Consider the following 21,391-nt stretch of genomic DNA (forward strand, 5'->3'; position numbering starts at 1 on the left):
ACGGTAGCCGTCTCCAGACTAAATATGCCCCACTCGTTCCCGGTCAGCGAGAACTGGCACCGTCAGGTCGAAGGGGCGGGGGGTTCGCTCCGGTAGAGAGCGTACAGGACCAGCGTCGCGACGACGAAGTCGGAGCCGTGTTCGACGAGGTGGTGGACCGGCATCGGGACGACCCCGAACACCGTCCCGAACCCGACGACAGACCGGCCGACGAGCAGTCCGAGTGCGGCCGACACCAGGAGGTAGACCCGCGACCGGCGCCGTCGGTAGCCGGTCAGCCCGATCAGGAACAGTGCCGTCGTCCCGAGCGTCGCCAGGCCGAGCACGATGACCAGTAGCGTCGCCTCGGTCCCGCTCAGCCACTCGCCGACTGACTGTAACATCCTCGGGCTGCCCCTTCTCGCTCGTGCTGCGAGTGTGTTTCGGCTCCCGTCGGCGAGAGCACGCCACAGAGATATGTGCGGGCGGGGGCGGAGCAGTCCGTCCGCTACGACGACCAACGGCTCGGGGCCGCCTCGCCGGCAGGGAAAAGCACTATCACAGTCACTCGTGATGCTCGGGATAGGTCACAGATGAGCCAGCGCGAACCGGCCGCCGAGTTGGGACTGCTCGACGCGACGATGATTGGCATGGGCGCGATGATCGGCGCTGGCATCTTCGTACTGACCGGACTCGCCGCCGAGATTTCGGGGCCGGCCGCCATCCTCGTGTTCGTGTTGAACGGGGTGGTGACCGCCTTCACCGGGCTGTGTTACGCCGAACTGGCGTCGTCGATTCCGAAGAGCGGCGGTGGCTACGCGTTCGTGCGGGAGATCTTCGACGACCTCCCGTCGTTCGTGATGGGCTGGATGCTCTGGTTCGCGTACATGATCGCGGGCGCGCTGTACGCGCTCGGCTTCGCACCGAACTTCCTCGAGTTCCTGCACGTGTACGGGTTCGTGCCGCCGCCGGGTGAGGTCGGAGCGGTGACGCTGGGCGTCCTGCCGGTCGGGATTCCGGCGAAGGTCGCACTCGCCTTCGCGGCGGTGCTCCTACTCGTCACTGTCAACGCACTCTCGACGGCCGCCAGCGGGAGCATCGAGACGATATTCACGGCGACGAAGGTGACGATACTGCTGGTGTTCGTCGCGTTCGGCTTCCTCTCGGCCGGCAGCGGGGGCGAGACGAGCTTCACCTTCCAGAACTTCGACCCGCTGTTTCAGGAGGGGAAGGGCGCGTTCAGCATCCTGCCCGCGATGGGACTGACGTTCATCGCGTTCGAGGGGTACGACCTCATCACGACGGTCACCGAGGAGGTCGAGAACCCGCGCGAGAACATCCCGAAGGCCATCTTCTTCAGCCTCGCGGTGACCGTCCTGGTCTACATACTGGTGGTCACGGTGGCCATCGGTACCCTCGGGGCCGGTGGGCTGGCGGAGAACGGCGAGGCCGGCATCGCGGTCGCCGCCACGTCGTTCATGCCCGAGAACCTGCCGGTCATCAAGAACGGCGGTGCCATCATCGTCTTCGGGGCCATCTTCTCGACCATCACGGCGCTCAACGCGGTCGTTATCGCCTCCTCGCGCGTCGCCTTCGCGATGGGTCGGGAGGACCAGCTGCCGACCTCGGTCGGCAACATCCACCACCGGTACGGGACGCCGTTCGTCGCCATCCTGACGAGTGCGGTGGTCATGCTCATGTCGGTCGGGCTGCCGACGAAGAGCGCTGGCAACATGTCGAGCCTGTTCTTCCTGCTCTCCTTCATCATCGTCAACGGCGCGGTCATCAAGCTGCGCCGCGAGCGGCCGGACATGAACCGGCCGTACGAGATCCCGTACTACCCCATCCCGCCACTGATGGGCATCCTGCTGAACCTCGTGCTGACGGTCGTGCTCGTGGACTACCTGCTCCGTACCGACCCGCTCGCGCTCGTGCTGAGCGTGGCCTGGATACTGCTCGGGGTCGTGTTCTACTTCGCGTACTTCCGTGAGACCGGCGAGGAAGCGCCGGGCGAGCCGACGACCGCGACGACGACCGACCAGACCGGTCCCGAGGGGGCCGGCGAGACCACCGGAGGGAACGATTAATTATGCCACAGAAACGCATCGCGATAGCTGGCGGTGGACGTGTCGGCAGACGAGCAGCGAACCTCCTCGACGACCGCGGCCACGACGTGGTCGTCATCGAGGACGACCCGGAACAGGTCGGGTTGCTGGAGGAGGAGCACGTCGCAACGGTCATCTCGGGCGACGCGACACGCCCGAGCATCCTCAGTCAGGTCGGCCTCGACCGCGTCGACTCGCTCGCGGCACTGACCGACGAGACGGGGACGAACCTCGCTATCTGCATGACGGCGGCCCACCTCCGTCCGAATCTCCGGACGGTCATGCGCAGCGAGTACGACGTCGGTGACGAGTACGACGGGATGGTCGACGAGGTCGTCTTCACCGAGGCCGCCGGGGCCCGCGCCGCGGTCAACCTCATCGAGCGCGACGTCCAGACGCTGGAGTCCGTGACGGGTGACCTGGACATCCTCCAGATCGAGGTCGTCGAGGGTGCGCCCGTCGCCGGTCGGACCCTGGAGGAGGTCTCCCTGCCGCGGGGCAGTCTCGTGGTCTCCGGTGCGGATGGCGACCACACCGCGCGGTCCGACACCAGACTCGAGGTCGGTGAGACCTACATCGTCGCCGTCGAACCGGCCGTCGCAAACGAGGTCGTCAACCTCTTCCAGACGTGACTGGGGCGACATCGCTCGACGACGACGAGGCGCTCTGGCGACTCGACCTCGGCTCCGTCAACGCCTACCTCGTCGACGACGGGGACGTGACGCTGGTCGACGCGGGAACCCCACGCTCCGTCGACGACATCAGGGACGGACTCTCGACCGCCGGCTACACCGTCGCGGACGTCGACCGGGTCCTCGTCACGCACTTCGACCTGGACCACGTGGGCGGTCTCGCCGGCCTCGACCTCGACTGCCCGCTCTACGCGATGGAGCCGGATGCGAGTTTCCTCGACGGCTCGCGGAAACCGCCGCTCCGCAACGGGAAGGGGCTGTTCCAGCGCGTGGCCGGCGCGTTTCTCACGCTCCCAGAGGGTCCCGTCTTCCGTCTGGACGACGAGGAGTCCATCGGCGGCTTCGTCGCCCACCACACGCCCGGCCACACGCCGGGACACACCGCGTTCCACCACCCCGAACTGGGGGTCGCGCTGGTGGGCGATCTGGTCCGTGAGAGCGGCGGCGAGCTCGGGACGCTGCCCTGGCCGATGGCCTACGACAAGGGACGGAACCGAGAGAGCGTCCACAGGCTGGCGGCCCGGGAGCTAAACTTCGACGTGCTCGGAATGGGGCACGGCCGGCCGCTCCCCGCCGACGGGGCCGAGGTACTCGCACGGCTCGCCCGTGCCATCTGACCGGAGAAAAGCGAGAACCGCGCGACTGAGGCATGTTCAGTAGAGATGTTCAGTAGTTACGTTCATCACTGAATATCTGAGCGGCCGTTACGGCCCGGGACACCGGGAGCAGTTCACTGTGCCTCGACAGCCCTCGCGACGGCGAGCGCGGTCGCTTCGTCGTTCCAGTCGGTGACGACCTGCAGCCCGACGGGCTTCCCGTCGACCGTGCCACAGGGGACCGAGACGGCCGGCGTTCCGGTGCAGTTGAACGGAGCCGTGTTCTCGACCGCCCGGAGGAGCCCCTCCATGCCGGAGAGTTCGCCGAACTCGGGCGCCGGGATGGGCGTGGTCGGCGTCACGAGCACGTCGTACTCCGAGAGCGCGTCGCGGACCGCGCGGGTGAACTGGCGCTGCACCCCCTTCGCTGCGACGTAGGCCGAGCCGTCACCCTCCGTCAGCACACCGTTCGTGACGAGGAGGCCCGCGACGTTCTCGCCGAACTCACCACGGCCGTTCGCGTCGGCGAGCGCCCCACGGAGCGGCTCCGACGTACCGGTGCCGGTCGCGTACGACGCGCCGTTCGCACCCACGGACGCCGCGAACTCCAGGCCGGCGATGGCGCCGACGGCGGGCCCCATCGTCGCGTAGCCGTCGAGCGACACCTCGTCGGCCGACGCGCCGGCGTCGACCAGTCCGTCAACGGCCGACGAGACACGCGCCCCGACCGCATCCTCGCTCGTCGCCATCGCCTCGGAGACGACGGCGACGTCGAGCCCCTCGACGCCACCCTCGACCGCGTCGGCGTACGCCGACGCCGCCGGCGTGCCCCGCGTCGAGGGGTCGGCCACGTCCGGCCCGGCGATCGATTCGAGGACCCGCGCGGCGGTCTCGACGTCACGCGCGAGTGGGCCGACGTGGTCGAGCGACTGCGAGAGGTCGACGACCCCGAACCGGGAGACCCGCTGGTGGGTCGGCTTGATGCCCACGACACCGCAGAACGACGCCGGGATTCGCACCGACCCGCCGGTGTCGGTACCGAGCGCGGCGTCGACGTAGCCCGCGGCGACCGCGGCACCGCTCCCGCTGGAGGAGCCGCCGGGGACGCAGCCATCGACGGCCGGGTTTCTGGTCGGGCCGTGGGCACACGTCTCGCCGGTGATGTAGAAGGCGAACTCGTCCATGTTCGTCGTCCCAACCAGACTCGCATCGGCGTCGACCAGCCGGTCGACGACGGTCGCACTGTGGGGCGGCTCGAACTCGAACCCGGGCGAGCCGCAGGTCGAGGGGGCACCGGCGACCAGGATGTTCTCCTTGACGGCCATCTCGAGGTCCGAAAGCGGGCCGTCCCCACCGCCGAGTTCGAACCGCTGGCGGAAGGCATTGTACTCGTCCTCGCCGGGCGACGGGTCGACACGGTAGTCGTTCTCGGGCACCGCGGCGGCGAGTGCGTCGTACTGTCCAGCCTGCTCCCGTGTGGCCTCCAGGAATGCCCCCACCGTTCCTTCGTCCGTGTCGAGGCCGTGCCGCTCGACGACCGACTCGACGGTCGTCCTGTCTATCTCTGTCATGGGTAGTGACAGGTATTAGCACTGTAAGTAGCTACGGGTCGGGGAGGTTCTGCGGGGCGAGCCGACCGACACCAGACCGATTATCTGCCTCCGGCGACTGGTGTGACTGTGACTGACTGGCCACCACGCGAGCCCGCTGACGCGACCGACGCCATCGAGCACCGGGACGAACTCGTCGCCGCAGTCCACGACCACGCCGGTGGCATCGCCTACCAGCTCGCCCGTCTCAAGGGTGGCGACTACGGCCGCGAGACGTTCACCACCGACGCCGGTGAGTGGACCGTGAAGTACGAGGGTGGCGACCTCGAGTTCCTGCTGTTCGAGCCGAAGCGCGGCGACGACGTGTACGTGGTCTCGACGAAGCAGCCGCCCGAACCCGGGGCGCTGGCGACCGCGATGGCCGACTACGACGCCTTCGTGGCGGCGTTCGACCGGTACGTCTCGGAGCGGACCGGCGTGCTCGACGACGTGTCGACCGAGTTCCCGGACGTGACGAGCACCGACCAGGTCGTGGCGGAGCGCGACCGTGTCGTGAACCGCATCCGGGAGGTGTGCGACGCCATCGCGGGCGAACTGCGCCGCTACGAGGGCGGCGACTACGGCACGTTCACCGAGCGGGTCGACGGCGACCGCTGGGAGCTGAAGTGGGACGAGGACGGCACCTCGTACCTCCGCGTGGGCGGTTCCGGCGGCCTCTACCTGCTCTCGCAGTACGAGCACCCCTCCGCCGCCGACGTCCGCGAGTACGCTCCCCGGTTCGCCGGCTTCGTGGACGCCTACAACGAGTTCGTCGCGGGGCTGGAGTCGGACCTCGGAACCGTCGAGCTGTAGTCGGACCGCCGAACTATCGACTGGCGGGCGTGTCGTCAGAGCTTTACGCCCTGGCCGCGGCTACCGAACGTGGATTCTAACGACGTCCGACGCGAGTGGGCCGACCGGTCCGGCGAGTACTCGCCGGCGTACTACGCCCAGCTTGGGTCGGACGAGGCGAGCGAGTTCCTGGTGTCGACGCTCGAGCGACGGGTCGGGCAGGACGCCCGCGTGCTCGAGCTCGGCTGTAGCTCCGGGCGACACCTCGCCGCGCTCGCCGACGCGGGCTTCACGAACCTGGCCGGTATCGACGTGAACCCCGACGCGCTGGACGTGCTCGCCGAGAGTTACCCGGCACTGGCGGAGACCGGCACGTTCCGCGCAGCGTCGATCGAGGAGTTCCTTCCGGAGCTCCCGGACGACGCCTTCGACGCGGTGGTCTCCGTCGAGACGCTCCAGCACGTCCACCCCGACGAGGCGTGGGTGTTCGACGAGATCGCCCGGGTCGCGGGCGAGCTGGTCGTCGTCGTCGAGTACGAGGACGGCGACCCCGGGACGGTGACGGAGGTCCGTGGCGGCATTCCGCTGTACGTCCGGGACTGGAGCGCCGAGTTCACGTCCCGCGGGCTCCGGGAGGTCGACTCCACGACGACGACGCGAGACAGGGTACACGTGTTCGAGCCGGGGAAGTAGTCCAGCGGGTCGTCGAAACGGAGGCCGGTCGCGTGGCGGACTGGGTGTCGGTTCAGACTCCCAGCCACTCGTCTTTCCTGACGGGGTAGCCGTTCTCGCGGGCGAACGTGGCCGCCTCGCGCCGCACGGAGCGGGAGCCTGGGAGTTCGCCGTCCTGCGCTAACCGGTCGAGTATCCAGTCGCAGATGTACGGGATACCCTCGTCCTCGTCGGTCGGAGCGAGGTCTTCCAGTGCCGTGAACGTCTTCTCGTAGGCGTCGCGCTGTGAGCCGCTGAGCTCGACATCGCGGGCCTCGTCGGCCGCCTCGACGACGCGTTTCATCCCCGAAGCGACCGTGGGGCGCTGGAGCCGGAACCTGACCTCGGTCGGTGAGTCGAAGGTCTCCGCGTCGGCGTCGGGGAGCAGTTCGTCGGCCCGCATCGGACCCTCCCGTGCGTCGAGCTCTACATCGCCGATTGCCTCGACGACTTCCCGCCCCGTCGCCGGGAAGGGAACGGACTCGAGTGCGGCCGCTGCCTCCGCGAGGGCCTCGACGTCGACGGGCGGCTCGGGTTCCCCCGTGCGTTCCAGCTCCTCGCGGATGGCGCGCATTCGCTGCCGTACGTCCGCGTCGCGGGCCTGTTTCTCCCTGCCGCGTTTGTCGTCTGCCATACCATCCGTACGCTATCAGTTCTGATAACGCTGTGCCCCGGAGTCGCCGGCGATGCTGTGACTGCACCAGCTGTGGGAATGTAGGAGACAGCGGCCAACTGCGAGACGGCCGTCCCGTCAGAGTCGCTCGAGCACCCGGTCCAGCACGGCCACAGTGGCCTCGGTGTGGAGGAACTGGTTCTGGTTGCCACACTGCGAGTCCATGATGCACGCCGGACAGCCACCGGTTCCCGAACAGTCACAGCCCGCGACCCGCTCGCGAGTGCGCCGGGCCAGCGGCGCCGCGCGCTCGTAGATGCGCCGCGCGAACCCGAGGCCACCCTCGACGGCGCTGTGGACGAACCACGTCGGCACGCCCGTCTCGGGATGCATCGGCGTGCTCAGCCCCCCGAGGTCACCGGTGTCGAGCCGGAGCTCCAGCGGCGTGAGCTTGATCATCCCGTGCTCCGCGCCGTGGAGGCCCCCGCCGAACACCTCCATCGTCTCGCCCTCGGACGCCGTCGCGGGGTCCAGGCCGCCGACCTCGGAGAGTATCTCGTCGCGCAGCGCCGGGGGCGTCTCCACCCACACGAGGTCCGTCCGGAGCTCGACCGGCGGGAGGCCGGTCGGCTGGAGCGGCGTCGTCGCCCGCCCCGTGCTGATGTTCTTGCGCTGGTAGTGGGTGTAGTGGATTTCGACGGTTCCCGTCCCGTGGGCCAGTGCGTAGCCGTCGCCGAGCTCCCGCCGTTCGTCGACCGACAGGTCGCGGATCGTCTTCTCCGAGGTCGTCTCGGTGTACTCGTCGGTACGGACGCGTTCGACCGTGATGTACGGCTGTGGCGCGTCCTCGACGAACTCCGTGACGAGGTACTGCGCGCCGGCGTGGAGGAACAGCGCCCCCTCGTGGTGGTCGCGGTAGGCTCGGTCGCGGTCGACCGGCTCCATGTCGATGTCGCCGCCCTCGCGGCGGACGACGAACTGCGTGTCCCCAGCGCCGTACATCGACACGTCCGCCTGGGGCCTGGGCGAACCGGTGTAGCGGACGGCACGCGAGAGGTCCCCGGCGAGCTGCCCGGCGTCGGCCCACATCGCCACGGCGCGGTCGAGGCGGTCACCGTCGAACCACTGCCGGTCGTCGGCGGTGAGCGGTTTCTCGTGCGCCGCACAGCGGACGTGCTCTGCGTACACGGGGTTGTTCTCCAGCCCGACGACCCCGTCCTCGATTGCGTCGCCGAGGACGTAGTCGGGGTTGTCGAGGATGTACTGGTCGATGGCGTCGGCGCGGGCGACGAACACCGAGAGCGCGTCGCTCTCCCCCCGGCCGGAGCGGCCGACCTGCTGCCAGAACGACTGTCTGGTGCCGGGGTAGCCCGTGAGCACGGTGGCGTCCATCGAGCCCACGTCGATGCCGAGTTCGAGCGCGTTCGTCGAGGTGACGCCGTCGAGCGCGCCGGTCTTGAACTCGTACTCGGTGCCGCGCCGGGTCTCCTTGCCGAGCCCGGCGTGGTACGGCGCGACGTCGACGTAGCCGTGTCGTGGATGTTTGCTGGCGGCGTCGCCCGCGTACTTCGCGCCGAGCTCGGCGTTCTTCCGGCTCCGGGCGAACATGAGCGTCTGGAGGCCGTAGAGCCCGAGGTGGGCGAGGATGGACGCCCCCTCCCAGACCGGGCTCGCCGCCGCGGCCTGGAACGCCTCGAAGTCGGCGTCGTCTGCCAGTTCGTCCTCGTCGACCGGCGGCTTCCAGAACGCGACGTCGCGCTCGCCGCGTGGCGAGCCGTCGGCGTCGACCACGGCGAACGGTTCGCCGACGAGCCGCGCGGAGTGCTCGGCGGGGTTGCCGACCGTGGCGGAGGTGCAGACGACCTGCGGGTCGCTGCCGTAGTGGTCGAGGATGCGCCGCAGGCGGCGCAGCGTCCACGCGACGTGCATCCCGTGGACGCCGGTGTAGGTGTGGGACTCGTCGACAGCGAGCAGCTCGCAGTTCGCGAAGAACCGCCGCCAGCCGCTGTGATGGCCCAGGTAGGCGTTGACGCCCGCGAAGTTCGTGATGATGACGTCGGCGGTGTCGCGGATACGTCGCCGCCGGTCGCCTGGCGTATCGCCGTCGTACACCCGGACCGAGATGTCGAGCCCGAGGTCGCCGTAGAACTCGTTCAGCTCCCCCTCCTGGTCGCGCGAGAGCGCCTTCGTCGGGTAGACCAGCAGCGCGGTCGAGTCCGGGTCTTCGAGGTGGTTGCGGGCGATCTGGAGCGCGTAGACGAACGTCTTCCCGGACGACGTAGAGGTGGCGACACAGACGTTCTCCCCGTCGGCGAGGGCGTCGAGTGCTCGCGCCTGGTGGGTGTAGAGTTCCCCGACGGCGTCGGAGAACCTGCGCGCGAGGTCCGGACGCAGCACCTCGTGCGGGTCGACGGTGTGCGCCGGGCGCGGTGGGATGGTCGCCGCGTGCTGTAGCTGCCCCTCGTAGTCGGGGTACGACTCCCGGAGTCGGTCGGCCGAAGTCGGTGCGTCGGTGGGTGTGTCCTGACTCATCATGTCTCACCAGTCCGAGAGCGTGCCCTGGGTGGTCTCGTCGTCGGGGTCGGTACTCGTCGCCGAGACGACCCGGCCGCTCTCCTGGAGTGCCGTCCAGATGGTCGCGAGAGCGCGCACGTCGTCCTCGCAGTAGGCGTCGAACCGCTCCCAGTCGAGTTCGGTCTCGGGCGAGCGGTCGTCCATCCAGGCGCGGTACGCGCGAGCGACGGCGGCCCCCGTCAGCCCGGTTTCGGCGGACTCGTGGCCGAGCGCCGCCGCCACGTCGTCCAGCTTGTTCGTCCGACCCGGGAGGACGGCGTTGTCGTCTCGGACCGCCCACCGATACGGGTCGAAGCGGTCCATCGCGTCCCAGATCGGCTCGAACGCGGGACAGTATTCGGCGACGTGCTCGCCGAGCACCTGGAAGTCGAACCGCCAGCCGTTGTAGGCCACGACGGGGCGGCCGTCACCTCCCGCGTCGTACCACGACAGGAACTCGCGGACTGCGCCACCGGGGTCGTCGGGGTCGCGCTGGACGAACGAGCGGTAGGTGGCCTCCTCGCCCGCGGTGTCGAGGACGCCGATGAGCCACGTGATCGTCGGCGAGAGACCGTCCGTCTCGATGTCCACGAACACCGGGTCACCGCTCGGAAGCTGGGCGTCGGTACGCCGCACGACCTCGCCGTCGGCGACTGCCCGGGCGCTGGCCGTAATCCGTTCGACGGTCGATTCCCCGAGTCCGTCGAGTTCCGCGAGCGTCGATGGCTCCGCCGCAGCGATGGCCGTCCGGGAACCGAGCCCCGCGTCCCGGAGCGTTCTGGCACGAGTGTCGCCGACGCCGTCGAGCGCCTGGAGCCCGAGGTTCGAGCGCTCGAGTGTGTGTACGAACACCCGGCCGTCGGCCCGGCAGTCCAGTGCGGTCAGTGGTTCGTCGCCGACACCGGCGTCCGCACCGGCACCGACGACGGTCAGCCCGTCCCACTCGCGCCGGTAGCTCGCCGGGAGCCGGGTCGAGAGGTGGACGAGTTCCGTCCCGGTGGCGGCCGGGTCGAGTGCCTCCCGATACGCGACCAGGCCATCCAGCGAGGTCGAGAGTGTCGCCCGGTCCACGTCGAGCGAGAGCAGGCCCGAGAGCACGAACGTCGTCCCGCTGCGTTCCAGGCTCGCGAGGTCGTCGAGCGAGGGGGCGAACTGCAGTTGGACCCCGGCCACCTGTCTGGGTCCGCGAATCGGGTCCAGACCGTTCGGATCGAAGACGAAGGTCTCGTCGCCGGTCACGCGCCGGAGCGCGCTGCTCGCCCGGCGCGCCGGCTCCACCCCGGCCAGCACGACCACGTCGGGCTCGAAGTACGTCAGCCAGTCGTCGAGCGCACTGGCCGTCGCTCGCTCGACGAAGCCGGGGGCCGCGGCGGCGATTCGGGCCGGCGAGTCGGAGACCATTCGATACTCGACCACGGGTGTTCCATCGCAATAGGCGTGTCCGTGTGGTCCCCATCGACGCCGTCACGCCCCCATCCAGCCCCCGCATCCAGAGTGGCTTTGGGGCTGCGACACCTGCATACTAGACGAACGAAGATGTCGGAGCCAGACCTCGCACACCAGGCGGACGGCGGTCGGCCTTCGCCTACCACGTCAGTCACTGCCGACGCCGGCCTCGGTGGTGGCAACTGATGGACCACGACCGCATCCACGCCAGGAAGCCGAGCCACGACATCGAACGCTGGTCCACGGGAACCATCGAGGCGTTAGACGAGGTCGACGGCCACTGTGTCGTCAGGGTCCGGACGGCAGAAGGCGAGTCCATCGACCTGACCGTCACGTTCGCCATCCGTGACCTGTTCGTCTCGCGGCTGGACATCGGGGAGTCCGAGTCACCAGTTGGAGAGCGAGTGTGGTACCGCAAGCGTGGGGAGTGAGGCGAAACAGTGTCCCAGCGGTCGACGAGGCCCGTGAACTCCATCCGAGGTACCGGCTATCGCGAGCAACTTTCGGACTGACTGACCCAGCCACCGGGCGGGCAGGGACAGAGCTGTTCAGCCGAGAAACAGCCGTCGCTCGACTGGCTCGTCTTCCTGCTCGCAACGTCGCTGCTGGCTGAAGCCGCCGCCACGCTCTGACCGACCGGTGGCTCAGTCCGCGTCCTCGACCGGCCCGTGGTACTTCGACTTTATCTCGTCACCGTCGCGCCACTGCCAGTAGTAGTACTGGTTGTCGTTGATGGTCTTCGTGGTGATGCTGGCCTTCATCGGGACCGCTGCGGGCCTGCTGTCGGAGTCGGGTGTGGCTCCTTGGGATGCTTCTGCCTCGTCGAGACGTGCTTTCCGCTCCCGGTGCGTTACCAGTTCCTGTGCGTACGTCGCTGCCTCACGCAGTTGCGTTGGCGTGCAGTCCGCCAGGGCATCGCGGAGGTCGGCAGGGACGTTCGCCGGTGGCGTCGGTGGATCGTCTGGCATCGGCTAGACCGTTTAACCAACGGCGCCGTTCTACTTCGCTCTGTTGGTTAAGTCGGTCGGCCTTCTCCCACCAGTTCGGAGGTCCGATGACGACAGTCTAAGGACCCCAGCCGCCGTTCGGTCCGGTAGTCGTGCACAGAATTCAGCTGGACAATCGCGAGTTCGAAGGTTCGAACGTGGTCTATCTGCTGGGAGCCCACTCCGACGGGCCGACGACACTGGTGGACACCGCGACCGCACAGCAGACCGTACAGTCAGCGCTCGTCGCTGAACTCGAGGCCGTCGGTGTCTCCCCGGCCGACATCGACCAGGTCCTGCTCACGCACTTCCACGGGGACCACGCGGGCGGAGCCGGAGCGATACAGGCGGCCGGCGATGCGGTCGTTCGGGTCCACGAGGCCGACGCACCACTCGTGACCCGCGACCCTGACGCACTCGCGGCGTTCGACGAGCGGCACTCGTCGCTGTTCGACCAGTGGGGGATGCCCGAACCCGCAGCGGCGGAGCTCCGAGCGAGCCTCGCGGACGACACCCTCTGGTCGGCCGAGGACGCGGACGTCGAACCGTTCACCGACGGCGACCGGTTTCCCGTCGGTGACGGGGAGGCAACCGTGTGGCACCTGCCCGGGCACACCGTCGGCCAGTCCGGGTTCGTTGTCGACGGCGACGGCGACCGTGCACTGTTCAGTGGCGACGCGCTGCTGCCGAAGTACACGCCGAACGTCGGCGGGGCAGACATCAGAGACGAGCACGCGCTGCGGTCGTACCTCGACACGCTGGTCCGTATCGACGACGGCGGGTTCGACGTCGCCTATCCCGGGCATCGTGCCCCGATTTCGACTCCCGAAGCGCGGGCACGGCAGATTCTGCGCCACCATCGAGACCGCACCGACCGGGTCGTCGACGTTCTCGAGACTCACGGACCAGCGGACGCGTGGACGGTGAGTGCCCACCTGTTCGGTGAGCTCGACGGCATCCACATCCTCCACGGGCCCGGAGAGGCCTACGCGCATCTTGAACACCTCCGTGCGGCCGAGGTCGTCTCGCTCGTGGGTAACGAGTACGAACTCCGGGACTCCGCCCCCGAACTCGACTCGTTGTTCCCCGTTCTCGACGAACCGTAAGCGACCACGCAAAGTGATTTACGCCAGCTCGGTCTGGGACTCCTCTCTCTGACTTGCCCGTGCGGCTACCTCAGAGCGCGCGGACCCGGGCCTCGCCGAGGTCGCTCCCGACCCGTAACCGGTAGCCGCCGGCGTTGAGCCGCCCAGTGATGTGGCCGTCATCACGGGTTCCGTCGACCAGTGGGAGGTCACTCTGTACTCTGGAGCCTCGGAGGTCCAGATACAGGTCGAGGTCCGAGCGCACGCGTACGTCGACCTCGCCGATATCCGCCCTGGCGTCGACATCACGGCGAAGCTGGCGTACTTCGACTGTCACGTCACCGATGTCGGTGCTCGCGTGGTCGAGGCCCGTGATGTCGGTGGCCTCTATCGTCCCCGTCTGGGTCGAGATGTCGAGAAATCCATCGACCTGTCGGGCCTCGATGCCGCCGACACCGACGCGGACGATGCTGTCCCCGGTCGTATCACGCAGCGAAACGCGTCCGACGTCCACGTCGACAGCCTCGACGACGAGGTCCCGGGGCACCCTGACATCGAGCGTGATACTGCCGCGGTCCTCGAAGACGGAGCTGGACCCCCTGAATCCGCCGGTCAGTTCCCACAGCCCGTCCGACTGTGCTGCCGTGACGGTGAGTCGGTCGAAGTCGTCGCCTTCGCCACGAAGCTGCTTCTCCGCACTGTACTCGATATTCTCGATGTTGGCACCGGTGACAGAGACGTCCCCAACGGCGTTGCTGACACGAATCCGGTCGATGCCGTCGGCCGGGGTCGAATCCGTCGTCGTCTCGCTGCTCCGCACCTCGAACGTCGTGCAGCCGGCGACGCCAGCCGCGAGGACCAGCGCGCTGGCGCCGAGGAAAGAACGTCTGTTCATACCTGCTGTACGTCGTTCTCCGTCAAAGCCTAGATAGTAAGCGACACGATAGCTAGCGTCATACTTCCGACATCCATTCGTTTTTTCCGACATGAAGGTGGTCGGTTTCGAATCCGGTCGGGCTACGGTGCCAAAGCCACTTTCGCTTGCGCACTATTATCATGGCCGGGTGTGTTGATTCGACTATGGTAGACCAGTCGGCCGGGGACGGCGCACCCGACGAACTGGAGGTCTGGTGTGCCGGCGAGGACTGGTGTCCGGTGACTACGACCGCGTCACTCATCTGCCGAAAGTGGCACCCAGTCATCGTCCACCGTCTCCTCGAACACGGGCCCAGCGGCTTCAACGAGCTCAAGACCGACGTGGACGGAATCTCCTCGAAGGTACTCTCGGACAGCCTGGAGGACCTCGAGGAGAACGAGCTGGTCGCACGGGAGATCCTCAGCGAGAAACCGTTCCGTGTGCAGTACTCGCTGACCGACCGGGGCGCCTCCCTGGAACCGATAATCGTCGAGATGCGGGACTGGGGACTCGAACATCTGACCGAGCCCGCCGACTGATATCGCGAGCGTTCCCCCGCGGAATCAGTCCTCGAGTGCCCCGTTCAGCACCTTCGCCCCGACGAGGACGGGGTCCCAGACGGGACTGAACGGCGGCGCGTAGGCGAGGTCCGTCCGCTCGAGTTCGGCGACCGTCATGTCGTTCTCGAGCGCCGTCGCCACGGTATCGATGCGGATCGCCGCGCGGTCCGTCCCGGCGATGGTCCCACCGAGCAGTTTGCCGCTGCCCCGGTCGGCGGTCAGCGTCACCGTGGTCTCCGCTCCGCCGGGGTAGTAGCCGGAGCGCGAGCCCGCAGTCACCGTCTTCGAGACGGGGTCGAACCCCGCAGCCGTAGCTCGCTCGTGGTCGACGAGTCCCGTCCGACCGCACTCCATGTCGAACGCCTTGACGACGGCCGTCCCCGCGATGTCACCGACGGATGTCGGCTTCCCGGCGACGGTCTGGCCCACAGCCCGCCCCGCCCGGTTCGCTGTCAGCCCCAGCGGGACCCAGTCCTGACTGCCGGTCACGGCGTGGCGCATCTCCGCACAGTCGCCCGCGGCGTAGACGCCGTCGACGTTCGTCTCGCCGTACCGGTCGGTCGCGATGGCTCCCGACTCGCCGAGTTCGATGGAGGTGTTGGCGACGAGTCCGCTGTTCGGACGGATGCCGATTCCGACGACCACCACGTCCGCATCGACCGAGCCACTTGTCGACCTGACGCCGCCGACATCGCCGTTCCCGTCGGACTCGATCCGGTCGACTGTCTCGCCGAGGTGGAGCGTGACACCGTTCTCCCGAAGCGTCTCGGCGGCCCGCTCACCGACCGCCTCGCCGAACGGTTCCAGCAACTGGTCGGGGCGCTGGAACAGGTGGACGTCGAGGTCGTGTGCGGCGAACGCTTCGGCCATCTCCACACCGACGTAGCCGCCGCCGACGATCGCGGCCGTCTCCGGCGGCTCTCTGGCCAGGAACTCCTCGACCAGTGCCGTGTCCACGTACTCGACGTCCGGTTCGGCGAACTCGGGCTCCGCGGGGTCGGTCAGGAACGCCCTCACGGCCGCCGTACTGTCCATGCTGTGGATGGTGAAGGCACCATCCAGATGAGACCCATCGATAGGCGCAGACACCGCCTCGGCACCGGTCGCGACGAGCAGGTCACCGTAGGGCTGTTCGAACTGGCCGTCCGGCCCGTCGACCGAGACAGTGCTCGCGTCCGTGTCTATCCCGACGACTTCGTGCTCCCGTCGGAGGTCGATGCCTCGCTCTCTGGCCTCGCTCGGCGTCAACGACAGCATGTCGAGCAGCGAGTCGACCTCGCCTTTCACGTAGTAGGGCATACCGCACTGCGCGTAGGAGACCCAGCGACCCTTCTCGAAGACGATGACCTCCCGGTCCGGGTTCTCGCGCCTGTGTTTGCTGGCCGCGCTCAGCCCAGCCGCGTCCCCTCCGACGATTACGAACGGGTCCGACATACCTGCCACCTCGACGCCCTCGCTTGTAACTGTTCTAGTGCGTTCCAAGGTATTACTCGCCTCGACACCCGTTTGCACGGTCACGTTCGACTCGTACGGCACGTGACCGCAGCCCGGTTCGACGTGTTCGGAGCGGTCCACGCAGGGACGCAGGCAGCCTGGGTCGACCGCACGGGGACGCCGTGGGAGCCGTTCGGGCCCTCACCGGACATACGCGTCGAGTCCCCAGGAGCCGTCGACGACGTGCTCGTCGAGACTGGCTGAGCCAGAACGCCGTACGCCGGGACTGGAAGTCCGCAAGGAGCGCCCGCGAGACGAGTCTTAACCAACACTGGCGACTCTGTTGGTTAAGAATTTGTTCCGTCGTGTCTCGCTGCTCTCACGCAAACCCTCATTCGAATCCGCACTCCAGTTCCCTACTCCGAACCGGAATTCACGGCGTTGACTGCCACGACGGGCACGTCCGCGTGGCGGATGAGCCGTTCCGTCGTGCTGCCGAGGAGGAACCTGTCGATGCCCGAGCGACCTGCCGTTCCCATCGTTATCAGGTCGACGTCGAACTCTTCCGCGTAGTCCAGCAGTTCCCAGCCGGGAGAGCCATGTCGGACCGCGGTCCTCGCCTCGAGTCCCGCGTCTCTCGCACGGTCGGCGATGGCATCCGCCGCCGACTCGCCGCTCGACTCCAGGTCCGCGAGCACGCTCGTTGGCGTAGTGTACTCCGGACTCGCACCCAGACCCGCCACGTCGACGACGTTGACGACGTGGACGGTCGCACCGGCCGCCTTCGCGATGGCGAGTCCGTGCTCGACCGCCCGCCCGGCCTCGTTGCTGCCGTCCGTGGGCACCAGCACGTCGTCGTACGACCCACCCACCCGACTGTCCTCGACCGCCCGGACCGTCAGCACCGGTGCGGTCGCGTGGCGGACCACCGATTCGGTCACGCTCCCGGTCACGTACCTGTGCACCCCGGTTCGACCGTGGGTTCCCATCGCCAGAAGGTCGATGTCGTTCTCGTCCGCGTACCCGAGAATCGCTTCTTCCGGAGTACCCTCGAGCACCGCCGTCTCGACCTCGACGGTCTCGCCCAACACGCCGGTCACGGTATCGATTGCGGCTGAAGCCTCGGTATCGATTGCAGCTGGAGTCTCGCCGTCGGTCGTTGTCTCCTCGACGTCGCCACCTGCCACTCGGTGGTCGACGTCTGCCACGTCACCGACCGTGACGACGTGGACCGTCGCATCGAACAACAACGCCAGGTAACTCCCGTGCTCGGCAGCGCGTATCGCGTGATCGCTCCCATCCGTCGGAACGAGGACCGTATCGTACATTGTACTCGTCCGGAGATTCGGCGTCTACCACGTTAAACACCGATGTCCCCTGCTGGCACCGAGCGCAGTCGACGGTGCAGAAGAATTTCTCGAAACGGTGGTGTGCGTGATGGAGATGGAGTGTTCACGAGGACGCAACGCTCGGCACCGATAAGCTGTCGATCAGGGGAGCGACCGGTCGTCGCCGATGGTCTTGAAATTGATGTTGGCGACACGGGTCGTGTCCTTCAACACTTCGACGGCGATCTCGGTGTCGACCTGAAGCTGGTACTGCCATGCTGGGCCGCCGATAGAGCCCGCTGCGACCTTCTCGCCGTCGGCGATGCCCTGCATGTCCAGTTCGCGGAGGTGGTCCTTGAACCGACGCTGCCCGAGCTTGTCCGCGTCGACCTCGGAGGCGATGCTCTTGTAGACGCCGTAGATAGGCTTCGCCCGAACAGGGGCGTCGCCGGAGAGTTCGAGTGTGGTGAGCGCTGCCAGCGCGAGGTGGGCCTGCGTAGTCATCTCGCGCATCGCCTCCACGACCGCCTCGCGTTCCACGAGCGCCTGTGCCTCACGGGCGTGCGCCGCGGTGACCATCGGCTCGTCGCTCTTGTCGGCCAGCTCGCCCGCCTTGCGGAGATACTTGATCGCCTGTCGAGCGTCGCCGGTGTCCTGTGCCGACAGTGCGGCGATGAGCGGGATGACATCGTCCGTGAGGATCTCGCTCCGGAAGATGTACTCCTGGCCCGAGTTGTCGACCTGCACCGGCGTTCCCTGGACGGTAGCGTCGGTCTGCTGCTCGGTCTCCTCGCTCGCAACAGTGTCCGTCGTTGCGGTCAGCTTCTCGGGAGAACTGCCGTCGTTCGTTTCTGAATCGGCTGTCGATGCAGAGGCCGTCGAGGTAGCGTCCGCCGACGCTGATGCGGTCGAGGTGGAGTCCGTCGACGTCGATGCAGTGTCGTCACCGGAATCTAGTTCGTCGCCGTCGTCGTCGAGTTGTGTCGGTGCTGAGCCGTCGACGGGGACGAGCTCGGTCTCACGGAACGCCTTGGCGGCCCGCCGCCGGAGAATCTGCTGGAGCTGCGTCGCATCGTACGGTGAGAACAGTACCGAGTCGTCGTACAGCGAACTCTTGACCTTTGGGCTGAGATTATCCCGCCACTGCAGGTCGTTGCTGATACCGATGATACTCGGGAACACGTGGTCGTCGACGTATCCCTGAGCCCGTGCCCGCGGGAGACTGTAGAGGATCCGATCGTCGTCGCCCAGCGTGTCGATCTCGTCGAGGACGATGATGATGGTGCCACCGATATCGTTCATCGCCTCGAACATCATGTCCATCACCACGTCCGTTGCGTACCCGGTCGGTCTCGTCTCCCCCGTTAGCTCCTGATAGATGCGGGACGCAGCCTTGTACGAGGTCGAGAGGTCGTGCGATTCGCAGGAGACGTAACATGTCGTCAGGTTCAGGTGGTCCGACTCCTCCTCCGCGTGATGCTGAAGCTCGGAGAGCTTTGCCTGCGCGGCGGCCGTTTTGCCCTGTCCGGCCTTCCCGTGCAGGAAGACGTTGTTCGCACCGACACCTCTGGCCGCCGGTGCGAGAGACATGTGGAGGTCGTCCATCTCGCCCTTCCGCTCCGGGAGGTCGTCGGGGTAGTGTTCCTCACGGAGGACCTCCTCCCGCTCGAATATCGGCGAGGTCTCGGAGAACTGGGTCATTACCGAGAGCACACACAGCGGAAGTTCATAAAACCCCAGTTTCAGCAATGTCGAGAACGTCTAGAATTGTCCTTCTGGGGGGACCACACCCACACCACCGTTTCGCGAATTTTCCACGAGAAGGGTGGTGGGGGGAGGAGAATCCTGGGGAAGCTAGGTCGAAACAACCGTGAACGGCGGTTCTGACATCCAAGGACGCCGAATCGCACGAATCCTGATCCGTTCGCTTTATATTATATTATATAACGTTATCGTTTAGTAGTAGTAAGGGTAGAGAATCAAACCTTGAGAAAGCTGTTTAGATAGTTGTCGTCCTCCTATTTCGTTTCTTTATAACTACTGGGCTTCTGCAGTGGATTCACGGGCTCCCGTCAGCCACGCTACGGCTAAGCGACCCCCTCCAGCTCGCCGGGAAATTGCTGAAACGGTGGTGTGGGTGTGGTGGTTCACTACCGACGTCCATAGTTCCGTTCCGACATCGAACCGTTCCTGCAACGAAGCCGCTTTGTTCGTTGGCTAGCTTCGGGTCCCTCGCCCGTTGACGAGCTGCCACAGCTGGGACTACGTCCACCGTCAGCTGCCTCGTCGGTGGATTGCAGACTCCGTCGTGGCCCACGTCCCAGCCCGGTAATTGCTGAAACGGTGGTGTGGGTGTCCACTCATCGCCTGTCCCCGTGGTCCACCGTGAGTGCCGAAACGATGGGAGGGGATTCCCCCGTCCACCCGCCGGTCTGTCACGAATTCCCGAAACAGTGGTGTGGGTGTCCGGCGAGTAGACCTCTGTTTGAAACAGGTGCAGGCCACAGATCCGACTCCCGATGCTCCAGTTCCCGTTGGTACTCAGCAGGCAATCGGTTCGAAGTGGACGGCGGGACGGTAGGAGGACACGACTCGAATTGCTGAAACGGTGGTGGGTGTGTCCGGTGGCGTCCACGGCTCGTCCCGGAACGACGTTCGCGTTGGCGAGGGACGTGACCAAAATTCCCGAAATGGTGGTGGGTCCCTACCCGACAGTAGCGCTGTCCTCTCGCGAACCGGCGTCTTGAACGCACAGTCGGAACACAGCACCAACGAAACGTTCCTGAAACGGTGGTGGGTGGTGAACCGTATCCGAACACGACGGTGTGGGGCCTCGACTTCGTTCCGATTCGAACGCCGAGAACGAACAGTACGAGATCACTCGTGACGCTCTAACGCCTTCGCGAAATTGCTGAAACGGTGGTGGGTGTGTCCCCGTTACGGGTGTCCTTTCGTACCGGTACCTGGTATAGCCGACCAAGAATAGCGGCAGCAGCTGCTGCTGGATAGGTCCAATGGTATAACTGGAGACAGACGGCGACAGCGAACACTAGAGAGCTCACTCGTCTTCAGTCAGAGGCGAGTTCTCATCGCCTGGAGCCACTACCGTTACGCGCTCGGGTGGAACGAACCGCTTCAGAGGTACCTTCCATTCGATGCTGTTCTCGGGAGTCAATTGCTGAAACGGCGGTGTCCCTGCCTACGACTGCTGGCGGTCTGCAGAGTAGACTCGCTATTTGAATCTATTACGAACCCGCCTGCTACAGGGGTGACCTGACTTACTCTGGGGGTGCCGCGAAGTGGACACTACACGGGGACTATCTCGGATGAATCCGGTGTCAACACGAGTCATCACTGGTCGTCGGAAATAAGAAGGACAATGATAGAAACGATGAATATCTTACTCCACACCGGGAAGTTTATACTCGATGCGGTCCCCCACCGAACAAACCGGGAGCCACCGTGAGGCACCACAACAACAGAGTTGATGGCAGTTCTCCCGATCGATGGCGGTTCCCGGACTACGGGCAATCACACCATGACTACTGGAAGCAGTACGGACGGCAACACGGGCACGCGACAGGAGTACGGGACGAAGTTCGAGTACGAAAGCGACGAGTCGGTGGCGACGACGATCGCCCTCGCTGTCGCGCAGGTAACAGGACGGGAGGCCACGGAGCTGGAACCGCTCGGCTCGTTCGTCGACTGCGAGGCACTGGACTCACTCGTCACGTCAGCGGAGCCGTCACTCTCGGTTTCGTTTCTCTACGAGGGATGCCGAATCTTCGTTTCCGGTAACGGGTTCCTCGAGATCACTCGGGTCTGATACGGACTGGGGCACACCCGGGCAGAGTCGGGTCCCGTCGGAGTGACCGTCGTCGGTTCTCCTGTCTGACACCACTCTCTACCTCCACGTGGAGCGTACGGACTGTCTTCACGGAGACGGACTGGTTATGGTCGGATTCGTAGAATTAAACTTATACGTGCTACTGGCATGTGTATACAT

19 protein-coding genes and 1 pseudogene are annotated in these 21,391 nt (G+C 66.4%); 10 read left to right on the forward strand and 10 right to left on the reverse strand.

The genetic code is table 11. The features are described from left to right. Window positions 1-62 precede the first annotated feature (62 nt). Window positions 63-383, reverse strand: coding sequence for a hypothetical protein (locus NO978_RS14675; protein WP_257300345.1), 321 nt, complete (start codon window positions 381-383; stop codon window positions 63-65). A 189-nt stretch (window positions 384-572) separates the two neighbouring features. On the opposite strand from NO978_RS14675, the gene NO978_RS14680 reads away from it, so the two are divergent. Genes NO978_RS14680 through NO978_RS14690 form a run of 3 tightly spaced genes read left to right on the forward strand, consistent with a single transcriptional unit; the run spans window position 573 to window position 3,393 of the window. Then, window positions 573-2,066: an APC family permease gene (locus NO978_RS14680; RefSeq protein WP_257300346.1), complete on the forward strand. Its 1,494-nt coding sequence runs from the start codon at window positions 573-575 to the stop codon at window positions 2,064-2,066. A gap of 2 nt (window positions 2,067-2,068) precedes the next feature. Further along, complete coding sequence (locus NO978_RS14685) at window positions 2,069-2,716, forward strand: TrkA family potassium uptake protein (RefSeq protein ID WP_257300347.1); 648 nt, start codon at window positions 2,069-2,071, stop codon at window positions 2,714-2,716. Then, window positions 2,713-3,393 (forward strand): MBL fold metallo-hydrolase, encoded by a 681-nt coding sequence (locus NO978_RS14690; protein ID WP_257300348.1) that lies wholly within the window; start codon window positions 2,713-2,715, stop codon window positions 3,391-3,393. Before NO978_RS14685 ends, NO978_RS14690 begins: the two co-directional genes overlap by 4 nt. A 113-nt stretch (window positions 3,394-3,506) precedes the next feature. On the opposite strand, the gene NO978_RS14695 is transcribed toward NO978_RS14690, so the two are convergent. Beyond that, complete coding sequence (locus NO978_RS14695) at window positions 3,507-4,943, reverse strand: amidase (RefSeq protein ID WP_257300349.1); 1,437 nt, start codon at window positions 4,941-4,943, stop codon at window positions 3,507-3,509. A gap of 108 nt (window positions 4,944-5,051) precedes the next feature. Here NO978_RS14695 and NO978_RS14700 point away from each other — a divergent pair, with 108 nt between their 5' ends. After that, window positions 5,052-5,774 carry a hypothetical protein gene (locus tag NO978_RS14700; protein ID WP_257300350.1) on the forward strand — a complete coding sequence of 241 codons (723 nt, stop codon included), beginning with the start codon at window positions 5,052-5,054 and terminating at the stop codon, window positions 5,772-5,774. Window positions 5,775-5,843: 69 nt separating this feature from the next. Continuing rightward, the gene (locus tag NO978_RS14705) at window positions 5,844-6,446 is read left to right on the forward strand and encodes a class I SAM-dependent methyltransferase (RefSeq protein WP_257300351.1); all 603 of its coding nucleotides are present in this window, start codon (window positions 5,844-5,846) and stop codon (window positions 6,444-6,446) included. Window positions 6,447-6,498: 52 nt separating this feature from the next. Here the strand turns inward: NO978_RS14705 and NO978_RS14710 are convergent, their stop codons facing one another. The 3 genes from NO978_RS14710 to NO978_RS14720 form a co-directional block, all read right to left on the reverse strand. Next, window positions 6,499-7,098, reverse strand: a complete 600-nt coding sequence (locus NO978_RS14710; RefSeq protein WP_257300352.1) for a hypothetical protein — start codon at window positions 7,096-7,098, stop codon at window positions 6,499-6,501. Window positions 7,099-7,215: 117 nt separating this feature from the next. Next, on the reverse strand, window positions 7,216-9,609 hold the full coding sequence (locus NO978_RS14715) for a DEAD/DEAH box helicase (RefSeq protein ID WP_257300353.1): 2,394 nt from the start codon (window positions 9,607-9,609) through the stop codon (window positions 7,216-7,218). 6 nt (window positions 9,610-9,615) lie between these two features. Further along, a complete protein-coding gene (locus NO978_RS14720) occupies window positions 9,616-11,031 on the reverse strand; it encodes a ribonuclease H-like domain-containing protein (protein ID WP_257300354.1) in 1,416 nt (471 codons plus the stop codon). A 230-nt stretch (window positions 11,032-11,261) separates the two neighbouring features. On the opposite strand from NO978_RS14720, the gene NO978_RS14725 reads away from it, so the two are divergent. After that, entirely contained in the window at window positions 11,262-11,507 is a 246-nt protein-coding gene (locus NO978_RS14725) for a hypothetical protein (RefSeq protein ID WP_257300355.1), read from the forward strand. Window positions 11,508-11,720: 213 nt separating this feature from the next. Here the strand turns inward: NO978_RS14725 and NO978_RS14730 are convergent, their stop codons facing one another. Continuing rightward, entirely contained in the window at window positions 11,721-12,044 is a 324-nt protein-coding gene (locus NO978_RS14730) for a hypothetical protein (protein WP_257300356.1), read from the reverse strand. Window positions 12,045-12,220: 176 nt separating this feature from the next. Between NO978_RS14730 and NO978_RS14735 the strand changes: the two genes are divergently transcribed. Beyond that, on the forward strand, window positions 12,221-13,168 hold the full coding sequence (locus tag NO978_RS14735) for an MBL fold metallo-hydrolase (RefSeq protein ID WP_369684147.1): 948 nt from the start codon (window positions 12,221-12,223) through the stop codon (window positions 13,166-13,168). Window positions 13,169-13,238: 70 nt separating this feature from the next. Here the strand turns inward: NO978_RS14735 and NO978_RS14740 are convergent, their stop codons facing one another. After that, on the reverse strand, window positions 13,239-14,042 hold the full coding sequence (locus NO978_RS14740) for a DUF4097 family beta strand repeat-containing protein (protein ID WP_257300358.1): 804 nt from the start codon (window positions 14,040-14,042) through the stop codon (window positions 13,239-13,241). 185 nt (window positions 14,043-14,227) lie between these two features. On the opposite strand from NO978_RS14740, the gene NO978_RS14745 reads away from it, so the two are divergent. Beyond that, window positions 14,228-14,602, forward strand: coding sequence for a helix-turn-helix domain-containing protein (locus NO978_RS14745; protein WP_257300359.1), 375 nt, complete (start codon window positions 14,228-14,230; stop codon window positions 14,600-14,602). Between the two features lie 24 nt (window positions 14,603-14,626). Here the strand turns inward: NO978_RS14745 and NO978_RS14750 are convergent, their stop codons facing one another. Beyond that, entirely contained in the window at window positions 14,627-16,057 is a 1,431-nt protein-coding gene (locus NO978_RS14750) for an FAD-dependent oxidoreductase (RefSeq protein WP_257300360.1), read from the reverse strand. 93 nt (window positions 16,058-16,150) lie between these two features. Here NO978_RS14750 and NO978_RS14755 point away from each other — a divergent pair. Continuing rightward, window positions 16,151-16,321: pseudogene (locus NO978_RS14755) on the forward strand (haloacid dehalogenase type II); the annotation flags it as partial. A gap of 152 nt (window positions 16,322-16,473) precedes the next feature. Here NO978_RS14755 and NO978_RS14760 read toward each other — a convergent pair. Next, entirely contained in the window at window positions 16,474-17,385 is a 912-nt protein-coding gene (locus tag NO978_RS14760) for a universal stress protein (RefSeq protein WP_257300362.1), read from the reverse strand. A gap of 162 nt (window positions 17,386-17,547) precedes the next feature. After that, window positions 17,548-19,086 carry a Cdc6/Cdc18 family protein gene (locus NO978_RS14765; RefSeq protein ID WP_257300363.1) on the reverse strand — a complete coding sequence of 513 codons (1,539 nt, stop codon included), beginning with the start codon at window positions 19,084-19,086 and terminating at the stop codon, window positions 17,548-17,550. Window positions 19,087-20,923: 1,837 nt separating this feature from the next. On the opposite strand from NO978_RS14765, the gene NO978_RS14770 reads away from it, so the two are divergent. After that, window positions 20,924-21,211 (forward strand): HalOD1 output domain-containing protein, encoded by a 288-nt coding sequence (locus NO978_RS14770; protein WP_257300364.1) that lies wholly within the window; start codon window positions 20,924-20,926, stop codon window positions 21,209-21,211. The last annotated feature ends 180 nt before the right edge of the window (window positions 21,212-21,391 follow it).

Origin of the sequence: Haloarchaeobius sp. FL176 (assembly GCF_024609245.1) — an archaeon.
In the GTDB taxonomy this organism is placed as follows: domain Archaea; phylum Halobacteriota; class Halobacteria; order Halobacteriales; family Natrialbaceae; genus Haloarchaeobius.

Bases quoted from the DNA above. Each gene is read 5' to 3' on its own strand.
- NO978_RS14675 (WP_257300345.1), bottom strand. From the start codon at position 383: ATGTTACAGTCAGTCGGCGAGTGGCTGAGCGGGACCGAGGCGACGCTA.
- NO978_RS14680 (WP_257300346.1), top strand. From the start codon at position 573: ATGAGCCAGCGCGAACCGGCCGCCGAGTTGGGACTGCTCGACGCGACG.
- NO978_RS14685 (WP_257300347.1), top strand. From the start codon at position 2,069: ATGCCACAGAAACGCATCGCGATAGCTGGCGGTGGACGTGTCGGCAGA.
- NO978_RS14695 (WP_257300349.1), bottom strand. From the start codon at position 4,943: ATGACAGAGATAGACAGGACGACCGTCGAGTCGGTCGTCGAGCGGCAC.
- NO978_RS14710 (WP_257300352.1), bottom strand. From the start codon at position 7,098: ATGGCAGACGACAAACGCGGCAGGGAGAAACAGGCCCGCGACGCGGAC.
- NO978_RS14715 (WP_257300353.1), bottom strand. From the start codon at position 9,609: ATGAGTCAGGACACACCCACCGACGCACCGACTTCGGCCGACCGACTC.
- NO978_RS14720 (WP_257300354.1), bottom strand. From the start codon at position 11,031: ATGGTCTCCGACTCGCCGGCCCGAATCGCCGCCGCGGCCCCCGGCTTC.
- NO978_RS14725 (WP_257300355.1), top strand. From the start codon at position 11,262: ATGGACCACGACCGCATCCACGCCAGGAAGCCGAGCCACGACATCGAA.
- NO978_RS14730 (WP_257300356.1), bottom strand. From the start codon at position 12,044: ATGCCAGACGATCCACCGACGCCACCGGCGAACGTCCCTGCCGACCTC.
- NO978_RS14740 (WP_257300358.1), bottom strand. From the start codon at position 14,042: ATGAACAGACGTTCTTTCCTCGGCGCCAGCGCGCTGGTCCTCGCGGCT.
- NO978_RS14745 (WP_257300359.1), top strand. From the start codon at position 14,228: ATGGTAGACCAGTCGGCCGGGGACGGCGCACCCGACGAACTGGAGGTC.
- NO978_RS14750 (WP_257300360.1), bottom strand. From the start codon at position 16,057: ATGTCGGACCCGTTCGTAATCGTCGGAGGGGACGCGGCTGGGCTGAGC.
- NO978_RS14760 (WP_257300362.1), bottom strand. From the start codon at position 17,385: ATGTACGATACGGTCCTCGTTCCGACGGATGGGAGCGATCACGCGATA.
- NO978_RS14765 (WP_257300363.1), bottom strand. From the start codon at position 19,086: ATGACCCAGTTCTCCGAGACCTCGCCGATATTCGAGCGGGAGGAGGTC.
- NO978_RS14770 (WP_257300364.1), top strand. From the start codon at position 20,924: ATGACTACTGGAAGCAGTACGGACGGCAACACGGGCACGCGACAGGAG.